The organism is Anaerobacillus sp. 63XJN7_5_ISO-PGPR-S23-430 (genome assembly GCF_056173695.1).
Genome location: NZ_CM149686.1, coordinates 3,743,590 through 3,764,106 on the forward strand (window position 1 = coordinate 3,743,590; position 20,517 = coordinate 3,764,106).

A 20,517-nucleotide genomic window follows, 5' to 3' on the forward strand; every position below is an offset into this window, starting at 1 on the left:
TCCCCTTTCTACAAGCGCAAGGCTAATGATTAGAATAAGAGCGAAGGTACCGACTATACCCTCGCTTCACTCTTTACTTATTTCAAATCACGAATTTTTTTCAAAAGATCCGTCGCACCAATTTCTTCTGCTGTTTTGTCTTGAATAGGCTTCGCTAATTCAATGAACGGTTTACGATCAATGTCATTTACTTCTGCCCCTTCATCAATAGCTTTTTGTTTGTACTCTTCTTCTTGCTTGTGAAGGACCTCAATCTCTTTCTTTACTGAAGCTTCAGCTGCTTTTAATACGGCATCTTTTTGCTCATCTGTATAAGAATCAAATTTCTTTCCATTAATGAGTAATAAACGAGTCGTGTAGTCATGCGCTGTTTCTGTGATGTACTTTCCATTTTCAGTTTTATGGTGATTTTGTTGAACGAAGTATGGATAAGCGTTCTCAGAGGCATCAACGACACCTTGTTGTAAAGCTTGATATAACTCTCCCCATGCTACCGATGTTGGTACAGCTCCAGTTTCTTCCCAGTACTCTGCAATAGCACCAGAAGTTTGCGTCCGGAATTTCATCCCTTCAATATCCTTCATGGAATTCAATGGCTTTTTCCCATAGTAATGACGAACTCCAGCTGTCCAATAGCCCAAAACTTTGAATGTATTATCAGACTTCTCATTAATCGTTTCAGCAATTTGATCGCCAACTTCTCCCTCAACTGCTTTCTCCCAATGTTCATAACTATTAAATACGTAAGGCATAGCGAATAGATCGATTTCTTTAATACCCGTTTTCGACATAAAACCAGGAGACACGAGAACAACATCAGCACCGCCAAGCTTAAGCTTTTCCACAAGTTCTGATTCACTTGTGCCCAGAGTTCCTGCATGGACTTCTACTTCAATATTACCGTCTCCATTTTCTTCAGCTACTTTTTTAAATTCCTTCATCCCATATTGGTAAGGATTTTCAGGTGAAGTTTGGTTATGTGCCGCAATAATTTTAATCTTGCCATTTTCGTTTGCTCCAGCATTTTCACTGTTACCGCACCCCGTCAAAAAACCTAGAGATAAAATCATAACTAACAATAATGTAAATACATATTTCATAAAAGCTCCCCCTTTATTTTCTGAATCCGCTTTCAAATAATGAAGTATGATTTGCTCCTCTTAGCTTTTCAACATATTGACTTGCCAATTCTTTTAAACTATTGAAATCGTCTTCTGACGTTAGATGATCACATTGAACAAGTTGGCCTCCAATCCCAACAACCTTAGCTCCCGCTTGGAAATAATCAAGCATATTTTCCTTATCGATTCCACCAGTTGCCATTATTTCAATTTGAGGTAGAGGACCGAGAATATTTTTTATATAACGAGCGCCCATTGTGTCCGCCGGAAAAACTTTCACCATATCAGCGCCTGATTCATAAGCTGTCACCATTTCCGTTGGGGTCAAGGCACCTATAATGCATGGGACTCCATATCTTTTCGCCACTTTAACTGTATTTAGATTCACCGTAGGAGAAACAATAAAATCGGCACCCGCCATAATAACTGCTCTGGCTGTTTCACCATCGAGCACAGTTCCTGCACCTATTAATAACCCATCAAAACTATCTCTAACTTTCCTAATCAACGTTTCAACCTCTGGTGTTTCAGCTGTTATCTCGATTGCTTTAATACCACCCTCATATAAAGCTTGAGCAATTGGTAATATATTGTTTTGATTTGCTTTACGGATGACAGGAATAATTTTTGCCTCCTGTACTTTTAGCAGGTTAGCCATTTAGTACACCTCTATTCCATATTTGCGTGTTTGGAAGTCATTCTTTCGTTATCCGTTTGCTTTGATTGATTAATTGTGTAGATGATAATAGCGTCTAGGAGCAAGTGCAGCGATTGATCAAATTGGTTTCCAAGCGGCTGAATCGTACTAGGCTCTTCTGGTAATCTCTTTTTAGTTGCTGCAGGAACGACTAACACATGATCACTTATTCCAGCAAGCCTAGAGCTGCCATTCGTTGTAACCGCTGAAATACATGCTCCTATTTCTTTTGCTTTTTCTGCATAAAAACATATAGACTGAGTTGAACCTGATCCAGAGATAGCGATTAACAAATCACCAGTTTCGATATTCGGAGTAACGGTTTCCCCTGTAACATATACCTCATATCCACCATGCATTAATCGCATAGCAAATGCTTTTCCCACTAGTCCAGAACGTCCCTCACCAGTCACAAAAATTCTTTTAGCTTCTTCTATATGAGTTGAAAGCTGCTTCGCTTGATCTTCGTTCACTTCTGATAACACCTGATTAACTTCATTAACTACAGTGTGAATGACTTTTTTCATATTCCTTGATCGCCTCCTTAATTTGTGCAGCCGCTTGTTTACGGTTATCCTGCTTCGTAATGCCTCCCCCAACGATTAAAGTATCGGGAGCGTAAGAAAGAATTGATGACAGAGAATCAAGGTTGATTCCACCTGCTACAGCAATTTCTATACCTGAGGATTCGCTTACAAGTTCAAAGAGATCACCGGTGATATTTCCTTTTTTCTGCATATCTTTACCAAAATGTAGACTAATGAGATCGACTCCAAGGTTTTGGAGCTGATTGATGCGCAATTTATTAGTAACGCCCAGTAAATCAACCATTACTCTGCCTTTATGCTCTAAGGCTACGTCTAACATATCGGAAATCGTTTGATCTGCTGCGAAAGCCATGACTGTCGTAATATCAGCCCCAGCTTCAAAAGCCTGAGCAGCTTCATGTTTGCCCGCATCACATGTTTTCATATCTGTTACAATGATTAATTCAGGAAAGGACTCTCTGATTTCCGTTACAATTGACATTCCGTATTCTTTGATAACACCAGTTCCAATCTCAATCCAGTCGATGGAATCATATGTCTCTCCCAAAATGTCTAAACACTCTTCACGGGATAGCCTGTCCAATGCTAATTGAAGTTTCATCTATCTCACCTCTCAATAAATTCTCTTTCTCCAAGCTGTGTAAGAACTTCACTTAGTTCTGGCAACCCTTCATTATCTCCATAAACGCTCACTACCATAGAACCAATTGCATTTGAGAACTTAAGAGTTCTTTCAAGAGTCCAGCCATTTAGTAATCCATAAACAAACCCTGCATCAAACCCGTCTCCTGCTCCTACCGTATCGACCACTTTTTTTGGAGGTATTGCTGGCGCATGAACAAGTTGACCATTCTTATAAGCACTAGCTCCATGCTCACCTTTTTTGATCGCTATTGTTGAAATACCGTATCTTTGACAATCCTGCGCAATTTGTTCAGGTTCATGAACTCCAAAAAGTAATTCAGCTTCATCTTCACCAGTAAGCAGTACGTCTACATATGGAAGCAGTTCTGTTAAGCCGTACTTAGCTTCTTCGGGAGACCACAATTTCAATCGTATATTAGGGTCGAAAGTGATTATCGCTCCATTATCTTTTGCTATCGTGGCAGCTTTTTGGAGAAGTGAAATATTCTTATCCGGATTAATTGCAGCAAAAACGCCAGTTATATGTAACACCTTGCAACGTCTCAGCATAGCTTCATCAAGGGTAGCCTCTGTCAGTGCCTCCGTAGGTGATTGATGACGATAATAGAACGTTCGACCATTACCGTCTTCTCTAATCTCCTTGAAATTCAACGAGGTTGAATATCGATCGAGCAACTGCACTTCTGAAACATCGATTCCCTCACCTCTAGCAAAATTACGAATATATTTTCCAAACTCGTCATTCCCTAACCTACTAATCCATCCTGTTTGTAACCCGAGCCTTGCACATCCAACAGCGAAATTAAATTCAGCTCCACCTGCTTTTCTTTCAAAATTGGAAGCATACCGCATTGGGCCATGATGTGAAGGATCAAATGTGATCATCGCATCTCCAATCGTAACAACATCTTTTTTCATGCCCGATCTCCCTTCTATTTAGTTAACTGATTCTCTTATCATCAATTTTGGTTCAAAACGATACTCTGGCTGATCATTTATCCTTGTCGTTTTGTTAATTTTATCCAACAAAATCTCGGCTGCCATTTTACCCATTTTAAAAGTAGGCTGCGCAACTGCCGTGATGGGAGGAGTAAAGAAACTCGCATACGGTACATCATCAATTCCGATAACAGATAAGTCCTCAGGAATGCGCAAAGATTGCTGCTTGGCAAAACGAAGCACTTCTTTTAGTACAAAATCATTTCCTGCAATAATACAATCTGGAGGTGAAGGAAGTGCTAACATCTTTTCAAGTGATGAAGCAATCAAATCTGGATCAACACATTGGATATAATCTTCTTTTAATTCAATGTTTCGTTCAATCAGAGCTTTTTTATAACCTTCTACTCTCTCATACCGTGAAGAGATGTTATCTATAAAAGATGTAGTCATAATGGCAATACGCTTATGCCCTTTACGAACAAAATGTTCAACAGCTAATTCGGAAGCTTTTTCATTGTTGAGCATTATAGAGGATGCTGGAATATCTGGAACTAGACGATCTAGAAAAACGAGCGGATATTCTTCATCCAACATTTGTTTGTAGAGTTCACGGTTGTTACCCGTTGGAAAGATAATCAATCCGTCCACCTGTTTGGCACGAAGCATTTCAATGTAACGCTTTTCTTTAACTGGATCATCATCAGCATTACAAATGATTGTATGAAAACCTTTTTCATGACACAAATCTTCTACTGCTCTACTCACTTCTGTTGAAAAAGTATGGAGAATATTAGCAACAATGACTCCAATTGTTTTCGTAGATTTTTGTTTCAAGCTCCTGGCTACAATGTTTGGTTGATAACCAAGCTCTTTAATCGCTTCTTCAATTCTTACTTTCGTTTTTTCACTCATATAGTCATATCGTTTGTTTAAATATTGCGAAACGGTGCTCTTCGATACTTGTGCTTTTTTTGCAACGTCTGCCATAGTTACAGTTCTCATAAATCATTCTCCACATCTAAAGTGATTTTACTAAACCGATTTAGTAAATCGATTTAGTTGTATTATAAAGGGTATGTAAGCGTTTTACAACCCTTGATTTTAAAATCGACAGATTATTTAGTCAATACTACGGTTACGGTACAAAAGAGAAGGAAAAAATAAAAGAGTGGGAAAGACATTTGTCTTCCCCACTCCTCTACGCCCTCACATCCCAACAAACTCCTTCTTCCTCTCTCGAAACACCGTCCAATTCTTAAATCCAATCTCCTTCAGCTTTGTTCGAACTTCTTCAAATTCTTCTCCAACGCGTAAAGGCCAATGAGCGTCAGATCCGAAAGTAACTCCAACACCATAATGGCAGGCCATTTCGAGCATGTCATTCGCGGGATACCAGCCGCCGCAGTCTTTATGCTTACCAGATGTGTTGATTTCAATCGTTGACTCAAGCTCTCCGAGTCGCTTCAATGCTTTTTCGACTTCAGGTGTTTGAACGTTTGCGAAGTCTGGATAAAATCCCTTCATGGCATCAATATGGGCTAGAATATCGAAGACGCCGCTTTCAGCTGATTCTACGATTAGCTTGTAATAATGCTCTTTTTCTTTGCGTATGTCTTCTTCAATTAAATTTTCCCATCGACTTTTATCAAAGATGTTAGTTCCATTACTAAAATGAACAGAGCCAATTATATAGTCAAACGGGTACTGATCATAAATGCTTTTATATAACGGGTAATGGTCTCGAAAAAAGTCAGATTCAACACCAAGCAAAACGTCAATCTTGCCACGGTACTTTTCCTTCAGCGAGAGCACTTCTTCTACATAAGAAGCGAACTCACTCTTGGCCATAGCAATGCGAGGCAACGCTCGATCCTTCTCACTTGCAAAAAACGGTGAATGATCAGAAATTCCGATCATCTGCAAATCATTTTGGATTGCTGCTTTTATGTAATCTTCAATTCCTGCTTCTGCATGACCACATCGTTCATGGTGCGTATGGTAATCAAATTTCATCGTACCGCTCCTTCCCAATACTTGTAAGTCGTAATATCGTTATCCTACCATATTTGTCTTATAAGAGTTGACTTTCACGCAATGTATTTACAGAAAATTGATACTCACGATCTATATTTTTGAAAATTCTAACATAATTAAATTGACATCGTTTTCATAATTCAGTAAAGTTAAATCATAATAAAGAACACCGTTCCTTATTAAGGAACAAGGAGGAGGCAGTTTATGCAATCACAATTGGATGTCGTCACACTCGGTGAAACCATGGTGCTTTTTGATGCCGCTTCTACCGGCCCTCTTCGATATACGAATCAGTTTAACAAGCGAATCGGCGGGGCTGAATCAAACGTAGCGATCGGTCTTTCAAAGCTTGGTCACTCTGTAGGCTGGATCAGTAAGCTGGGCGATGAAGAATTAGGTCATTTTACATTAAATGCCATTCGTGGCGAAGGGGTCGATACAACGAATGTCCTTATGGACCCTGAAGAACAAACGGGCTTATATGTTAAAGAAAAGCGAACAGATCGCAATCAAGTTTACTATTACCGCAGTGGTTCCGCTGCAAGCACTATGACTACAGCAGACATCAACTGGGACTACATAAAAAGGGCGAGAATCGTTCACTTAACTGGCATTACTCCTCTGTTGAGTGAATCTTGTTATGAGCTAGTGAATGAGGTTTTCCACTTTGCTAAAAAACATGAAATTAAGGTTTCATTTGATCCTAATATTCGAATAAAACTGCTGAAGAATATTCCAAATGGACAAGAAAAATTGCTAGACCTCGCAAGACAAGCGGATATTCTTCTTCCAGGACTAGACGAAGCTGAACAATTGATAGGTACAAGTGATCCTGATGAAATCATTTCATTTTTTCTAGCCTCTGGCGTTCAGAAAATCGCGATAAAAAACGGAGCAATTGGGACCACCTTTGCCACAGCAAATGGTGAGAATGGATTTGTGAAAAGCTATCCTGTCTCTAAAGTGAATGATCCCATAGGAGCAGGAGATGGTTTTGCTGCAGGAGTTCTCTCTGGCCTTCTGAAGGGGAAAACATTTCAAGAATCTGTTGATCTTGGCTCATTAATTGGTTCCATCGTTGTTTCTGTATTTGGCGATATTGAAGGGCTTCCAACGATTCAAGAAATTGAATCTTTAAATGCAACGAAACAGGATGTATTAAGATAAAAGGAGTGGGAGAATGAAACAGGCGATCTTAACAAAAATGATTGACGGTGGTGTTGTAGCCGTCGTTCGAAAAGTTGACCGAGATAAAGTGATGCAAGTGATTGAAGCGATCGTAGATGGCGGGGTTAGTGGGATTGAAATCACACTTGATTCTGATGGGGCACTTGATGTGATTCGTGAAGCAAATCTTGCTTTTAAAGGTCAGGCAGTTGTTGGGGCAGGTACCGTTCTTGATGCGCAATCAGCAAACATGGCGATTCACGCTGGTGCCGAATTCATTTTCTCTCCAACAATGAATACAGAAACCATTTTGACCGCTAATCGATATGGTAAAATTGTGATACCTGGTGTATTCACGCCGACAGAAATACTGCAAGCCCAACAAGCTGGGGCAGATCTAGTGAAAATTTTCCCTGCAAGCGTACTTGGACCAACTTTCATTAAAGATGTAAAAGGCCCTCTCTTTCACGTGCACATGATGCCAACCGGCGGAGTAAACCTTTCAAATACAGCGGAATATATACGAGCTGGGGCAGCTGCCGTTGGTGTTGGTGGCTCCCTATTACAAAAAGATTTAATTGCAGAAAAGCGATACAGCGAACTACAATCCCTCGCAAAGCAATATTGTGTTGAAGTACAAAAAGGCCGACATGTCCTTGTCAATTCGAATTAAATCGTTCTGATTGTCGTGATCGGTCTAGGAAAGGAAGATGTTATGATTCAGTCTGTCGATCGATCACTTCAAATTTTAGAGCTATTGAAAGAAAAACCAGAAGGAATGGGCATTACAGAGCTCGCTAACAAGCTTAATGTGGCAAAAAGCACGATACATCGACTAGTTTCTACCCTTGAGTCACACCAATATATCCAGCGCTCGGCTGATCAAACATCTTATCGACTTGGGTTGAAATTCATTGAGATGTACCATGTGGTTGTCGATGAATTAAATATTTTAGAAGTCGCCCGGAATGTTCTTGAGGAATTAAGTGAACGAACTTCAAAAATCGCTCACCTTGTTATGATCGAAGAAGATCATCAAGTCATTTATCTTGATAAAGTAGAGACACAATCCACAATTCGAATATACTCCCGTACTGGGCGAAAAGCTCCGCTTCATTGCACAGGTGTAGGGAAAGCGATCTTAGCATATTCGAGTGATAAGCAACTAAACGATTTCCTTTCAACTAAAGAGTTATTTAAGCTAACAGATCGGACCATCACGGACGCTACAGAATTTCAAAACGAATTAGAAAAAGTTCGTCAAAATGGCTTCGCTATTGACGACGAAGAACACGAAGAAGGCATTCGCTGCATCGCTGTTCCGATCTTTGACCATCTCGGAAGTGCAACGTACGCGATCAGCATTACAGGCACCGTTCCTCAAATGTCAGAAGAGCGTTTAGCTGAATATTTACCCATTCTGAAACAAGCCGGGAAAGAAATATCGAGAAGACTCGGGTATAAAGGAAGCCGATAGGAGTGATCCTATCGGCTTATGATGGTGCCTGTCACTCGCGGTTTATGTCGAATCTCTCTCCCCCTTACTATCCAACCTTTCTCCCATGTCTATCGGTCTGTTTTTAGTAAATTCTGATATTTTACATTCAATCCGTTTACTATCCTCCGTTCCTTATGTATACTAAAATCGAAACGTTTCACTAATTTTGAAAGGAAGTGGATTCATGAGAAAATTTCTTTTGTTTTTTCTTGTAGCAGCCATTGTTTTAACCGGATCCTTGCCAGTCACTAATGCTGAAAGTTCTACCAAAGGAAAGAATCATGCCTTTTCCAAACAATTGAAAGCGATTTCAAAGACGACGTATCGGTACTTTGAAGATTTCACGGATGAAAAGACTGGATTAACGTATGATGCCGTTCGAATGAAGAATGGTGAAAAGACAGTACAAGACTTTACATCACCAACAAACATCGGCATGTATTTCATGAGTACAATATCTGCTCAAGAAATTGGGATAATTTCAAGAGATGAAGCAGTCCACAGGATTCAAACTACACTTCAAACATTAGAAGAACTCGAGACGTGGAATGGTTTATATTATAACTGGTACTTCACTAAGGATGGTTCACTTATGACCGACTGGGGTGAGTTCATCTCAACCGTTGATAACGGCTGGCTATCCGCAGGTTTAATCGTAGCCGGACAAGCTTATCCTGAGTTAAATGATCAAACAAGTGAATTAGTGGAAGCGATGGACTATTCTAAGCTCTACGATTCAGAGGTTGGCCAAATGCGCGGAGGGTACGATGTAGCAACTGAAAGTGTTACAGAGCATCACTACGGAGCGTTTTATACAGAACCACGCCTTGCGAGCTATATCTCGATTGGTAAAGGAGACGTTCCTGTAGAACATTGGTGGAAAATGTACCGGACAATGCCTGCAAGCTGGGATTGGCAATCTCAAGTACCAGAAGGCTATACCAAAACATATGATGGGATTGATGTATTTGAAGGTCACTATACATACAATGACCAAAAGTATGTACCAAGCTGGGGAGGTAGTATGTTTGAAGCCTTGATGCCGGGTCTTGTCTTGAAAGAAAAGGAACTTGGCCGAAATGCCCTCGGCTTAAATAATCAAAAGCATGTGGATATCCAAATCGAGTATGCAAAAGAAGAGCTTGGCTATCCTGCATGGGGATTATCTCCTGCCGCAACTCCTGAAGACTATTCCGAATTTGGCGCAACTCCTCTTGGTATGGACGGTTATAGTGCAGAAGGAGCAATTGTAACACCACACGCGTCTTTCCTTGCATTAGAGTACGCACCTAAAGAAGTGTACAAGAACTTAAAAACACTTAAAGACTTTGGTACTTACGGGAAATACGGCTTTTATGATTCGGTAAATGTCCTAACTGGAGAAGTAACAGAAGCGTACCTCGCGCTTGATCAAGGAATGTCTATGGTTGCGATCGCAAACTACCTGGAAGATGGCATTATTAAGGAATACTTCCATGAAGATGGCATTGGCGAAAAACCAGAAGATTTATTAATAAAAGAGAATTTCTCAATTAAATAAGGTAAAAATAAACCGGGATATCGAAACGTATCGATATCCCGGTTTCATTATTTTATTCCACAATTACCTCAAATGTTACATCATAACCAAATTTCAATAGTGTTCATGCCGCTATTCAAATACTTTTCAGCAACTGCCTTTCGAACAACCATTCCGCCCTCACGATAACGATTAGAGTTAAGAGCTGTTTCAACTCGCTGACCGTTAATATGAACTTTTCTTTCTTCATTTGTTAGATGATACTGAAAAGTAACGTCCAGCCCCCAGAACTGATAGTGCAATTGAAGGCCATCTAGTCTATTAGGAAGGATAGGGTCAAGCACCATGTTTCCTTCTTCCTGGCGGATGCCAAGTGCATTTGTTACAAGCTGATTCATATAAATTCCTGGTCCACTTGAATAAATCCGCCAACCGCCTTTCACCGGAACTGATCCGCTTTTAAGATCATCAAACCGATTCTGCGCCTCGTAACGCGTATTGAATTTCCCATCTGAACTACTGAAGTAGGCATTACTTTGTCGTTTCTCTGCGTTTGACACCACATCCGTAATACCAACCGGATTAATAACTTGTAGCCCCTTCCAAACTTCTTCCCTTTGGCCAAGTTTCGCCATTGCCTCAATAAAACGAATATGTGCATGAACATATTGAAGTCCAATTTCTCTTCCAAAGTTCGCTGCTTGCTCCGCTCTTTTGAAATGAGTACTCACTCCACCTTTATAATTCGCAGGCTTATCCATTAATCGAACACCATCCGGACATGCGAGCTTTTCTTTAATAATTTGGTAATGATCTCCTGCTTCCTCTGCAGATAAAAGCTCACTGATCATCCCTCGAATCATCGGTAATAAACGATAATGGATACCTGTCTTCTTATCCTCTGGATGAAGCATCTTTTCAGGACGCTTTTGATCTTCCATATATAAAAACCCTGGAAGAACTCCTGTATCGAGGAGAAATTTCTGATAGTCGCGTTCAATTCCAAGTGCAAGCTCCTGAAGATCCTTTTTCCATTCAGGCTCTACTAGTGCATCCGCAAACTTACGCACAGCCTGGTAAGTCAGCGCAACCGTCCAGCTACTCACCATGTATTTTTTTAATTGAGCGTTCGCAGGCTGAAGGGTATCATCCCAATCCCCATCACCATAAGAAGAAAGGAAGGTATCGTTGAGAAAATGTCGTTTCACATACTCAATCTGTTTTTTAATATGTTCCTTCAATGAATGTTTCTTTTCGCTAAATGTAAAATCTTCTCGCAGGGTATATGGTAATTCCATAGCTAAAATTGTATGATCACCTGTTACAGCAAGGTAGTCAGCGACGACTTTTAGCGGCCAAATCACAACATCCCCATGACTTTCCTCCTGCTGAACACCCCCATACTCATCAAACATAAACCACTGTGGCCAGTTACCTTCATCTTCATATTGATGAGCATATACTGTTTGAATGATTTCTTTCACAGAGTCATAATTCTGCGTCGCCATGAAATATTCAGTTGGCCCCTGGCAAACATCTCGTGTTCCCCAAGCTGCCCCAATCGATTGCTCAAGACCTCTTGGAACAGAATAATGCACAAGCATATTGTGCGTGTACCACCAAGCAAGTGCGTTCATTCTGTCTAACTCGGCATTCTTTTCTTTATGACTGAGATGAAACTGATTCATAACCTTTCCTAAATAGTCCCGGTAGCGTTTAATTTCAGCACTTGCATCTCGTTCAGAAGGAGCATACTCTCCATCACGTGTCCCCTGTATATGTAATGAGAACTGTTGTGTAGATTGAATTTGAAGCACAACAAGCGAAGCATCCCCTTCTTCAATAGGATGAACGAGTAGACGCTCATCTCCCACTTCCATATCAGTACCGGAGACGGACAACTGATAAGTGAGGTTAGGATTGACCTTTGTACTTTCGGAACTATGTGGTCGGAACGTTAAAACACGACCTTTCTGCTCCACATCATAGACTTCTTCATATTCATGGTTAGCCATTGAGATTTGATTCGTAACCAAATAGCGATATTCTTTACCACTTTTCGAACTCACATCTAACTGCACTTGCTGAGAATCAACGGTTGTAAAATTTGTGATGATAATAGTGTCGTTCTCAAATTTGTAATACCAGCGCGCGTAATTAAATCCCATTTCAAATAATGAAGGCATTGTTAAAAGTCGATAGGTTCCTTCGTATTCCACATACAATCTCTGGCCCGACGTTTTTAGAACATTAAGGGGATTACGCTGATTGCTCATCATCTTATGAAACGATGTATTTCCTAAAGAAATTTGGGAATTGAAGACACCATACATATAAGACGTTGTCGAAATAACATTCCGATTCAATCGATCATTTTCCCCAGACATCAAAATATGCCCATGTGGCCGTTCGACTAGAAGTTCTTTTTGCTTTAATACGACGTGCTCATACGTATCGGTGAAAAAAGATAGTAGCGCCCCATTCTCACGCTCTTCTTGTTGACGATTAGGAAATAGCTCGATGATATCTTCCTCTGTCATATCAAGAGATTGAATAGGCTGTCCGACATGATGCTGCACTCGTTCTTGTGCTTTTTCTAGGTGTGGGTCCAATTTAATCGAATCCCAAGAAGCGATAATGTTATCTCGACTAACAGGCTTTGAAGTCGAATGAGGATGATCATTTTGAAATAGTCCATAAAAAGTGAATTCTTTTTCTCCATTTAACTTCACGCGATCTGTTTGAAGAGCTGTATAGGCGAATTCATATTGATAGATTTCATTTGCTAGCGACTCTTCCTTCAACCTTTCTGGTTCATTTGTTTCCTTATAAGATAACCCGAAGAACTGAAAACCATCTGTAGAATAGCCTTTTGTATTCCCGAGTGAACCTTGTTGAAGGTAAGGAAATCCCCCCTGTTGTGGTTGATTTTGACGTGTACAAACGATGTAACCATCCTCTTCAAAAACGGTATGATCCATATACTGAGACGTGTATGCTTCATTTGTTCGAACACCGCCTTTTTCAGCAAGTCCAAGATCCTGTCCGTATACAACGTCTACTTCAACATCATTTCCTTCAAGCGTGACGTTCCAGAACCAAAGATTCTGTTCCGTAAGATGAAAAGCAACGGTATAGTGCACATCCGCAACTTTCCCTCTCCAAATTGCCTCAGACGTTCCAAATTGAAAAGTACTATTGGATTTAGTTCCGATTAAAGGGTATGTGCTAATTTCTTCATTCGTAAACACTCGTAAATATAAATTATTTAATGCACCATCAATAGCATTCGATAGCACTTGATTGATCATAATATTTCCCGTCGTTAATTCATAAAGATCTCCACTTTTTAGAAAAATGGCTTCCATGTCTCCAGCTCGTAAACATGCTTTTCCTCGATCGATCATTATCACTCGAGCCCCACTCCTTTACTTCACTAATTTAAATGGCAATTCTTGAACGTCATGACTGTTAGAACCAACAAAAGCAATATAGTTTCCTGGATCGCTTTCAAAAGATAAATCACTATGATGATAACGAAGTTGCGTCTCTGTTATTGTAAAGACAACTTCCTTTGTCTCACCGGGTTGTAACGTAATTTTCTTAAAATCTTTCAGCTCTTTCATTGGTCGTACAACCTCTCCAGCGATATCTCTTACATATAGCTGAACGACTTCCTCACCTTCATATGACCCAACATTTTCAACAGTCACGTGAACGACTAAATCTTCTTCACTCATAATAGAATCGGATAGTGTCGCATTACGGTAAGTAAAGTCTGTATAGCTTAATCCAAAACCAAACGGAAATACCGGTTCATTCGGAATATCAAGATATTTCGACACATAGCGAACTTGCGCATCCGGCGCATCTTTCGGACGTCCCGTGTTAAAGTGATTGTAGTAAACAGGTACCTGTCCAACTGAATGTGGAAACGACATCGCTAACCGTCCAGAAGGATTCGCATCTCCGTAAAGAAGATCAGCAACTGCCGCCCCTCCTTCCGTTCCTGGATACCACGCCTCAAGTAACGCATCAGCTTCCTCAACCACACCGTGAAGATCAAGCGGCCGTCCATTAAAGAGCACAGCAACGATAGGTTTATTCAGCTTCTTCATTTCAGCAATGAGCTCAAGCTGAACCTTCGGAAGACGAATGTCGCTTCGACAACCTGCTTCACCACTCATATCTGAATCCTCTCCAAGAGCGAGCACAATCACATCTGCATCCTTTGCAACCTCAACCGCTTCTTTTAACGCTTCTTTTGAGCCATTTTCGATATCGCACCCTTTAGCAACTTGCAAAAGAGAAGAGTCTATTTTTGATAACAATCCTTCCTTTAAAAGAACGGCTTCATCTCCTGACCCTAACCAAGACCACGGGCCAAGAATGTCATTACTCTCTCCAAATGGTCCGATAAGCGCTACTTTCTGCTCTTTCTTTAGAGGAAGCACAGAATCATTTTTTAACAGCACGCTTGATTTCTGAGCAAGCTTTCTTGCCACTTGCCGATGTTCTTCGCATAAAACAACTTCCCTTTCCCGTTCAACATCAGCCCCTCTGAATGGATTTTCAAACAATCCGAGCTTCTCCTTCAGATCTAGAATTCGAAGTACAGCTTCATCAATGACCTCTTCATCTATAGCGCCTTCTTCGACAAGCTGTGGTAGGTGGTGAACATAAGTCGAGGTCATCATCTCAATATCCACTCCTGCAGCAATCGATTTTAATGCAGCTTCTCGCTCATCTTCCGCAACACCATGAGGAATGAGCTCCTTCACGGCCCCCCAGTCAGAGATCACGACACCATCAAAACCCCATTCTTTACGTAGTAAATCGCGCATTAACCGCTTATTCCCACTTGCCGGGATGCCATCGACCGTATTAAATGCCGTCATCACCATTTCACAACCCTCATCAAGGGCAGCTTTGTACGCAGGTAAATAGGTTTCGCGAAGCTCTCGTTCTGATAAATCAACATAGTTATAATCACGACCGCCTTCAACGGCACCATATGCAGCGAAATGCTTCACACAAGCGGCAACTCGTTCAGCATCGTTTCTCAAATCTTCTCCCTGAAAACCTCTCACAAATGCCCGTGCATATTCACTATTTAAATGTGGATCTTCTCCAGTCGATTCCATCACTCGTCCCCACCTAGGGTCTCGAACAAGATCAACCATCGGAGCAAAGGTTACGTGAATGCCCGAAACGCCCGCTTCCCGAGCTGCCACTTTTGCGCTTTCTTCTGCAAGGTTCAGATCCCATGAGCATCCAATGGCAAGTGGAACCGGAAAAATCGTTTTATAGCCATGAACGATATCAGACATAAAAAGAAGAGGAATCCCTAATCTACTTTCTTCAAGATAAGTCTTCTGGATATTGCGGATATTTTCCGCTCCGGATGCTCCGAGAACAGAACCACTATGACGAACCTGTTCTTCATCAAGGTTTAGCTGTTCTAATGGACCCGTTATCTCCCCAGCTTCTTTCGCCCCTTTAAAGAAAGGCGTTGCGAGCTGCATCAACTGAGCTGTTTTTTCATGTATCGTCATTTGACTAAGTAAGTTCTTCAATTCATTAGGTTTCATTTCTTTCCTCCTCACCTTTTATCGAAACGTTTCAATTTTATCTTAGTTGAATTATAAGCATGTTTAAAATAATTAGTCAAAGAGTGATTTCATTAAATTTCTTCATAAAACCATATTAGTAAAGCTTCTAATCACCGTTTTCAAATAATTTTAACAAAAGTGTTGAAAGCGGATACACATTTGATTATAATCGAAATATCGAAACGTTTCAATAAAGTTTGTATGTCAGTCGCAAGTTAGTAGGCATGGAAAATAGAGTGAAAAAGGAGATGGATTGCATGAAGAAGAAAACCGCAGCACTATTGGCTACGTTCTTACTTACAATTTCAATGGTTCTTGGAGCTTGTTCAAACGATGACAGTAGTTCAAGTGATGGCAAAAAGGAAATTACGGTATGGGCAATGGGTGAAGAAGGAAAAAAACTTAGTGAGCTCAGTGATAAATTCGAGGAAGAAAATCCCGACATAAAAGTAAAGGTTCAGGCCATCCCCTGGGAAAACGCCCATGATAAGCTGCTAACAGCTGTCGCTTCCCAAAAAGGACCAGACATTGTTCAATTAGGAACAACCTGGGTACCTGAATTCGCAGATGCCGGTGCTTTACTTGATCTTTCTCCTTATCTTGAAGACTACCCTGAATTTAAGCCAGAGAATTATTTCGAGGGTGCTGCTGATTCCATGACATTCGATGATCAAGTCATTGGCGTTCCTTGGTACGTTGAAACACGCGTCCTCTATTATCGTACAGATTTATTGAAGGAAGCTGGTTTTGAAGAACCTCCTGCAACGTGGGATGAACTGAAAGACGCAGCAACAAAGCTTTCCGATCGTGGAGACGACTACTATGGACTCGATATTGATATGAACGATCAAATCACCCCGTTTATTTTTGCATGGCAAAATGGATACGAGATGGACGTTGAGAACAAAGATCTAAACTTCGACAGTCCAGAATTCCGCGAAGCAATGAAGTACTATAACAGCTACTTTAAAGAAGGACTCAGTCAAACAGCTGAAGGCGTTGATATTGTCCAGGCTTTCAAAGACGACAAGAAACCAATGTTTTTCAGCGGGCCATGGATGATTAACATTTTGAACGACCAGGCTCCAGATCTTGAAGGCAAGTGGGATGTAGCCGTTATGCCTGAGAAGGAAACAAATACATCAAGTATCGGAGGATCGAACTTCTCTATCTTCCATAACTCTGAAAATGTGGACGAAGCGCTAAAGTATCTTTCCTATATGAACGATGTGGATACACAATTGGAATGGCTTGATATCTCTAACACCCTCCCATCTCGAGTTAAGGCTTGGGAAGATCCTGCCTTAAGTGATAACGCAATGTACGCTACGTTAGGTGAGCAGCTTGAGAATACAGAAGGTGCTCCACAAATGAAGGAATTTGAAGCAATGGCTCAGGAACTACTAGCCTCAATTGAACGAATTAATGTTGGCGGTGCAGATGTAGATAAAGAACTTGATGAATTTAGCAAAAAAGCAAATGAAATGCTAGAAGACTAATCAATGACGGAGTTACAGGCGAATATCGTCTGAACTCCGTTTTATCGAAAGAAAAGCGCTCTTCAGATAGGTGGGATAACATGCGCAGTATACTAAGAAATGCCTTTCAAGCAAGACATGGACTAATGTTCATCGCCCCTGCAGTACTCATATTAATTGTCTTCAGTATTGTTCCGATTCTCATCGCATTTTTTATCAGCTTCACGGATCTGAACCTTAAAGGGCTTGCTGACTGGTCAAATATTAGCTTTATTGGATTCGAAAACTACGTGGATCTTTTCTCAGACGATCTGTTTCATAAATCTGTTTTTAACACGATTTTCTATGTGTTAATTGGGGTACCACTCGTCATTTTCTTCTCTCTCGGTATCGCCCTTCTATTAAACTACGGAACATCAAAACTGTTTACGTTCTTTCGGGCAGTCTATTACATGCCATCCATTACTAATATTATTGCGATCGCAGTCGTATGGGGCTACCTCTACAATACCGAGTACGGGCTCTTTAACTATATCCTTTCGTTGCTCTCTGTCGATTCGATTCCATGGTTAACAGAACCTACGATTGCAAAACTATCACTTATTATTCTTGCCGTCTGGAAAGGAATCGGCATTAACATGATCATCTTTCTTGCCGCTCTTCAAGGCATACCAAAATCTTATTATGAAGCGGCACAAATTGACGGCGCCAATCGGATTCAGGTGTTATTCAATGTCACCATTCCTTTACTGCGATACGCCACATTCTTTGTGACCGTAACAACATTGATTGGTTGGATGCAATTTTTCGAAGAGCCGTTCGTCATGACCGATGGTGGCCCGCTAGATGGAACCATATCAATGGCGCTCTTTATTTACAAAAACGGCTTCCAGTTCAGCGAATTTGGCTATGCAGCAGCTGGCTCATTTGTTCTTTTTATTTTCATTATCATTGTCACGCTTGTTCAATTTAAGGTACGAAAATCGGATACAGAATATTAATAGACAGGATCGGAGTGAAAAGAATGGAATCAAGATCCTTTTTACAAAAAATCGAAAAGCCTTTTGTGACGTTACTCCTCATCGTAGGAGGCGTGGTTGTCTCCATCCCTTTTCTTTGGATGCTTTCAAGCTCGTTCAAGCAAGAAAGTGACGTCTTAAACATACCGCCACAGCTCATTCCAAGTAATCCAACGTTAGACAACTATATAAACCTTTTTCAAAGCTTAAACTTTGGGCTTTATTTGAAAAATACGCTGATTATCGTACTCTTCTCTTTCCTTGGTCTTCTATTAAACGCAATGGCCGGGTATGGATTTGCGAAATTTAATTTTAAAGGAAAAGAAAAGATCTTTTACATCGTTCTTGCTACAATGATGATCCCAGCCCAAGTAACGATGATCCCTGTTTACCTTCTATTAAATGAAATGGGGCTAACAAACACTATGACCGGAATTATTCTCCCAGGCCTCGCCGTCGCCTTTAGTATTTTTCTCTTCAGGCAATTCATGACGACGATTCCGACGGATTTAATTGAAGCAGCCCGCCTTGATGGCGCTGGTGAGTTCTATATTTTCTTTAAACTTATCATTCCTATCGCAAAACCAATCTTTGCTGTGCAGGGAATCTTAACATTCATTGGCGCTTGGAACAGCTTCTTATGGCCGTTGATTATCGCAAATGATGAAAGACTATATACGCTTTCTGTTGGGCTGTCACTACTGAAGGGACAATATGCAAATAACTACGCCCTCCAAATGGCAGGAGCTGCTATTATGGTCGTTCCGATCGTCATCATCTTCTCTTTCTTTCAGAAATACATTGTGGAAGGATTTACAATGTCAGGTCTTAAATAAAAGTGAGCTGGAAGAAGTGGGGCAAATGATTCACCTGACAATTGCTAACAATTAGTTGTACACTTAAAGTAAACATATTATAAAGTTGTCTAGATAGAGGATGTGAAAAGATGGCAACGATAAAGGACGTAGCAAAACGCGCAGGTGTAGCCGTCTCAACGGCCTCCTACGCATTGAATAACATAAAGAAAGTTAGTCCTGCAACGGTGAAAAAAGTGCAAGACGCCGCCAGAGAACTAAACTATCAAAAAAACGGCTTTGCTTCTGACCTAAAGCGAACAAAAACAAATACGATTGCATTGATTCTAAAGGATCTTTCAGGACCTTATTACTCTGAGCTGATTAAGGGCGTTCAAGAAGTAACCATGACAAATGGTTTTGACTTGATCGCCTGTAGCTCGATAGGTGGCGCTCAATCCACTGCGGTAAAATTTCTAACGGAAAAGCGCGTTGATGGGGCAATTATTTTAGCTCACAACATAACTGATGAAATCATCAGTGAAGCAGCTCGTGAAGGCTTTCCTCTGGTCGTACTTGATCGAACATTAAACAATGATCACGTTATTCAAGTAGAGGTCGATAACATTCAGGGTGGTTATCTCGCAACGGAACAGTTAATTCAGAATGGTCATAAGGATATCGCTTATATTAGCGGCCCATATGATTCTCATGACAATAAAATGCGCTTCAAAGGATATGAACAAGCATTAAAGGAACACGAGCTTCGTTTTCAAACGAGATGGAAAATCTCAGGTGACTTCACTAGAGAAGGTGGCTATCGTGCAACAAAAATGCTAATTGCTCAAGGCAACCTACCCACAGCTGTTTTCTACGGAAATGATGAAATGGCGATCGGAGGCATTCAGGCATTTAACGAAAAGAAAATCTCTGTCCCAGATGATATTTCCATCATTGGCTTTGATGACATCCAGCTATCCGAATATGTCTCACCACCGCTAACAACGATTAAACAACCCAAATATGAGGCCGGCGCTCTTGCCGTTCACCTTATCTTCCAGCAGCTTTCACTCGAGAAAGTGGATCGCTATTATAAACTTCCTACAGAACTAGTTGAAAGAAAGTCTGTTGCTAGGAAGGATTAAAATCAAACCACCGCGGGCGTGCGGTGGTTTTAATGGTGCCTGTCACCCGCGGTTTATGTCGAAATTATTAATATTCTCATGCTAAAAGTCCTGATACCACGAATCCTATTTTCCCCTCACTTTTGTACCACTTTACGAGTTTATTAGCACCTTTCAAGAGCCCTTCCCCTTATTTTTTCCTGTCCATCCCTCCTAACCTCCACTTCAACGCTTCTAACAAAACAATTGAATTCGCCCTTTTCTTTTTAAAAATCCGCCATATGTAAATCACCATTTACATTCATTGAATATACTATCA

The 20,517-nt window shown here is 40.7% G+C and carries 17 protein-coding genes; 8 read left to right on the plus strand and 9 right to left on the minus strand.

What is annotated here, in order from left to right; genetic code table 11:
- Window positions 1-77: 77 nt before the first annotated feature.
- From AC0VYJ_RS19395 to AC0VYJ_RS19425, 7 genes are all read right to left on the minus strand, one after another.
- Window positions 78-1,100, minus strand: coding sequence for a TRAP transporter substrate-binding protein (locus tag AC0VYJ_RS19395; protein WP_475365949.1), 1,023 nt, complete (start codon window positions 1,098-1,100; stop codon window positions 78-80).
- Window positions 1,101-1,113: 13 nt separating this feature from the next.
- Window positions 1,114-1,779 carry a bifunctional 4-hydroxy-2-oxoglutarate aldolase/2-dehydro-3-deoxy-phosphogluconate aldolase gene (locus AC0VYJ_RS19400; RefSeq protein WP_430243314.1) on the minus strand — a complete coding sequence of 222 codons (666 nt, stop codon included), beginning with the start codon at window positions 1,777-1,779 and terminating at the stop codon, window positions 1,114-1,116.
- Window positions 1,780-1,790: 11 nt separating this feature from the next.
- Window positions 1,791-2,345 (minus strand): 6-phospho-3-hexuloisomerase, encoded by a 555-nt coding sequence (gene hxlB / locus AC0VYJ_RS19405; RefSeq protein ID WP_475365950.1) that lies wholly within the window; start codon window positions 2,343-2,345, stop codon window positions 1,791-1,793.
- Window positions 2,317-2,967 (minus strand): 3-hexulose-6-phosphate synthase, encoded by a 651-nt coding sequence (gene hxlA / locus AC0VYJ_RS19410; RefSeq protein ID WP_475365951.1) that lies wholly within the window; start codon window positions 2,965-2,967, stop codon window positions 2,317-2,319. Before hxlA ends, hxlB begins: the two co-directional genes overlap by 29 nt.
- Before the next feature lie 5 nt (window positions 2,968-2,972).
- Window positions 2,973-3,929 (minus strand): sugar kinase, encoded by a 957-nt coding sequence (locus AC0VYJ_RS19415; protein WP_475365952.1) that lies wholly within the window; start codon window positions 3,927-3,929, stop codon window positions 2,973-2,975.
- Window positions 3,930-3,947: 18 nt separating this feature from the next.
- Window positions 3,948-4,955, minus strand: a complete 1,008-nt coding sequence (locus AC0VYJ_RS19420; RefSeq protein WP_475365953.1) for a LacI family DNA-binding transcriptional regulator — start codon at window positions 4,953-4,955, stop codon at window positions 3,948-3,950.
- A 204-nt stretch (window positions 4,956-5,159) separates the two neighbouring features.
- The gene (locus tag AC0VYJ_RS19425; protein ID WP_475365954.1) at window positions 5,160-5,966 is read right to left on the minus strand and encodes a histidinol-phosphatase; all 807 of its coding nucleotides are present in this window, start codon (window positions 5,964-5,966) and stop codon (window positions 5,160-5,162) included.
- Between the two features lie 225 nt (window positions 5,967-6,191).
- Between AC0VYJ_RS19425 and AC0VYJ_RS19430 the strand changes: the two genes are divergently transcribed.
- From AC0VYJ_RS19430 to AC0VYJ_RS19445, 4 genes are all read left to right on the plus strand, one after another.
- On the plus strand, window positions 6,192-7,154 hold the full coding sequence (locus AC0VYJ_RS19430) for a sugar kinase (RefSeq protein WP_475365955.1): 963 nt from the start codon (window positions 6,192-6,194) through the stop codon (window positions 7,152-7,154).
- 13 nt (window positions 7,155-7,167) lie between these two features.
- A complete protein-coding gene (locus AC0VYJ_RS19435) occupies window positions 7,168-7,827 on the plus strand; it encodes a bifunctional 4-hydroxy-2-oxoglutarate aldolase/2-dehydro-3-deoxy-phosphogluconate aldolase (RefSeq protein WP_475365956.1) in 660 nt (219 codons plus the stop codon).
- A 42-nt stretch (window positions 7,828-7,869) separates the two neighbouring features.
- Window positions 7,870-8,631 (plus strand): IclR family transcriptional regulator, encoded by a 762-nt coding sequence (locus tag AC0VYJ_RS19440; protein ID WP_475365957.1) that lies wholly within the window; start codon window positions 7,870-7,872, stop codon window positions 8,629-8,631.
- Window positions 8,632-8,836: 205 nt separating this feature from the next.
- A complete protein-coding gene (locus AC0VYJ_RS19445) occupies window positions 8,837-10,192 on the plus strand; it encodes a glucoamylase family protein (protein WP_475365958.1) in 1,356 nt (451 codons plus the stop codon).
- An 80-nt stretch (window positions 10,193-10,272) separates the two neighbouring features.
- Here AC0VYJ_RS19445 and AC0VYJ_RS19450 read toward each other — a convergent pair whose 3' ends face one another.
- The gene (locus AC0VYJ_RS19450; protein WP_475367524.1) at window positions 10,273-13,578 is read right to left on the minus strand and encodes a GH36-type glycosyl hydrolase domain-containing protein; all 3,306 of its coding nucleotides are present in this window, start codon (window positions 13,576-13,578) and stop codon (window positions 10,273-10,275) included.
- A 21-nt stretch (window positions 13,579-13,599) separates the two neighbouring features.
- Complete coding sequence (gene bglX, locus AC0VYJ_RS19455; protein ID WP_475365959.1) at window positions 13,600-15,762, minus strand: beta-glucosidase BglX; 2,163 nt, start codon at window positions 15,760-15,762, stop codon at window positions 13,600-13,602.
- Between the two features lie 278 nt (window positions 15,763-16,040).
- Between bglX and AC0VYJ_RS19460 the strand changes: the two genes are divergently transcribed.
- The 4 genes from AC0VYJ_RS19460 to AC0VYJ_RS19475 all read left to right on the plus strand — a co-directional run bounded on the left by AC0VYJ_RS19460 (window position 16,041) and on the right by AC0VYJ_RS19475 (window position 20,219).
- Window positions 16,041-17,282, plus strand: coding sequence for a sugar ABC transporter substrate-binding protein (locus tag AC0VYJ_RS19460; RefSeq protein ID WP_475365960.1), 1,242 nt, complete (start codon window positions 16,041-16,043; stop codon window positions 17,280-17,282).
- A gap of 80 nt (window positions 17,283-17,362) precedes the next feature.
- Entirely contained in the window at window positions 17,363-18,262 is a 900-nt protein-coding gene (locus AC0VYJ_RS19465; protein WP_242057221.1) for a carbohydrate ABC transporter permease, read from the plus strand.
- Window positions 18,263-18,285: 23 nt separating this feature from the next.
- Window positions 18,286-19,116 (plus strand): carbohydrate ABC transporter permease, encoded by an 831-nt coding sequence (locus AC0VYJ_RS19470; protein ID WP_303534977.1) that lies wholly within the window; start codon window positions 18,286-18,288, stop codon window positions 19,114-19,116.
- A gap of 110 nt (window positions 19,117-19,226) precedes the next feature.
- Entirely contained in the window at window positions 19,227-20,219 is a 993-nt protein-coding gene (locus tag AC0VYJ_RS19475; protein ID WP_194218597.1) for a LacI family DNA-binding transcriptional regulator, read from the plus strand.
- Window positions 20,220-20,517 lie beyond the last annotated feature (298 nt).

Excerpts from the sequence above, each read along its gene's own strand:
- AC0VYJ_RS19415 (WP_475365952.1), bottom strand. The coding sequence starts at position 3,929 with ATGAAAAAAGATGTTGTTACGATTGGAGATGCGATGATCACATTTGAT.
- hxlA (WP_475365951.1), bottom strand. The coding sequence starts at position 2,967 with ATGAAACTTCAATTAGCATTGGACAGGCTATCCCGTGAAGAGTGTTTA.
- AC0VYJ_RS19475 (WP_194218597.1), top strand. The coding sequence starts at position 19,227 with ATGGCAACGATAAAGGACGTAGCAAAACGCGCAGGTGTAGCCGTCTCA.
- AC0VYJ_RS19425 (WP_475365954.1), bottom strand. The coding sequence starts at position 5,966 with ATGAAATTTGATTACCATACGCACCATGAACGATGTGGTCATGCAGAA.
- AC0VYJ_RS19470 (WP_303534977.1), top strand. The coding sequence starts at position 18,286 with ATGGAATCAAGATCCTTTTTACAAAAAATCGAAAAGCCTTTTGTGACG.
- AC0VYJ_RS19445 (WP_475365958.1), top strand. The coding sequence starts at position 8,837 with ATGAGAAAATTTCTTTTGTTTTTTCTTGTAGCAGCCATTGTTTTAACC.
- AC0VYJ_RS19465 (WP_242057221.1), top strand. The coding sequence starts at position 17,363 with ATGCGCAGTATACTAAGAAATGCCTTTCAAGCAAGACATGGACTAATG.
- bglX (WP_475365959.1), bottom strand. The coding sequence starts at position 15,762 with ATGAAACCTAATGAATTGAAGAACTTACTTAGTCAAATGACGATACAT.
- AC0VYJ_RS19460 (WP_475365960.1), top strand. The coding sequence starts at position 16,041 with ATGAAGAAGAAAACCGCAGCACTATTGGCTACGTTCTTACTTACAATT.
- AC0VYJ_RS19450 (WP_475367524.1), bottom strand. The coding sequence starts at position 13,578 with ATGATCGATCGAGGAAAAGCATGTTTACGAGCTGGAGACATGGAAGCC.
- AC0VYJ_RS19440 (WP_475365957.1), top strand. The coding sequence starts at position 7,870 with ATGATTCAGTCTGTCGATCGATCACTTCAAATTTTAGAGCTATTGAAA.
- AC0VYJ_RS19435 (WP_475365956.1), top strand. The coding sequence starts at position 7,168 with ATGAAACAGGCGATCTTAACAAAAATGATTGACGGTGGTGTTGTAGCC.
- AC0VYJ_RS19400 (WP_430243314.1), bottom strand. The coding sequence starts at position 1,779 with ATGGCTAACCTGCTAAAAGTACAGGAGGCAAAAATTATTCCTGTCATC.
- AC0VYJ_RS19420 (WP_475365953.1), bottom strand. The coding sequence starts at position 4,955 with ATGAGAACTGTAACTATGGCAGACGTTGCAAAAAAAGCACAAGTATCG.
- AC0VYJ_RS19430 (WP_475365955.1), top strand. The coding sequence starts at position 6,192 with ATGCAATCACAATTGGATGTCGTCACACTCGGTGAAACCATGGTGCTT.
- AC0VYJ_RS19395 (WP_475365949.1), bottom strand. The coding sequence starts at position 1,100 with ATGAAATATGTATTTACATTATTGTTAGTTATGATTTTATCTCTAGGT.
- hxlB (WP_475365950.1), bottom strand. The coding sequence starts at position 2,345 with ATGAAAAAAGTCATTCACACTGTAGTTAATGAAGTTAATCAGGTGTTA.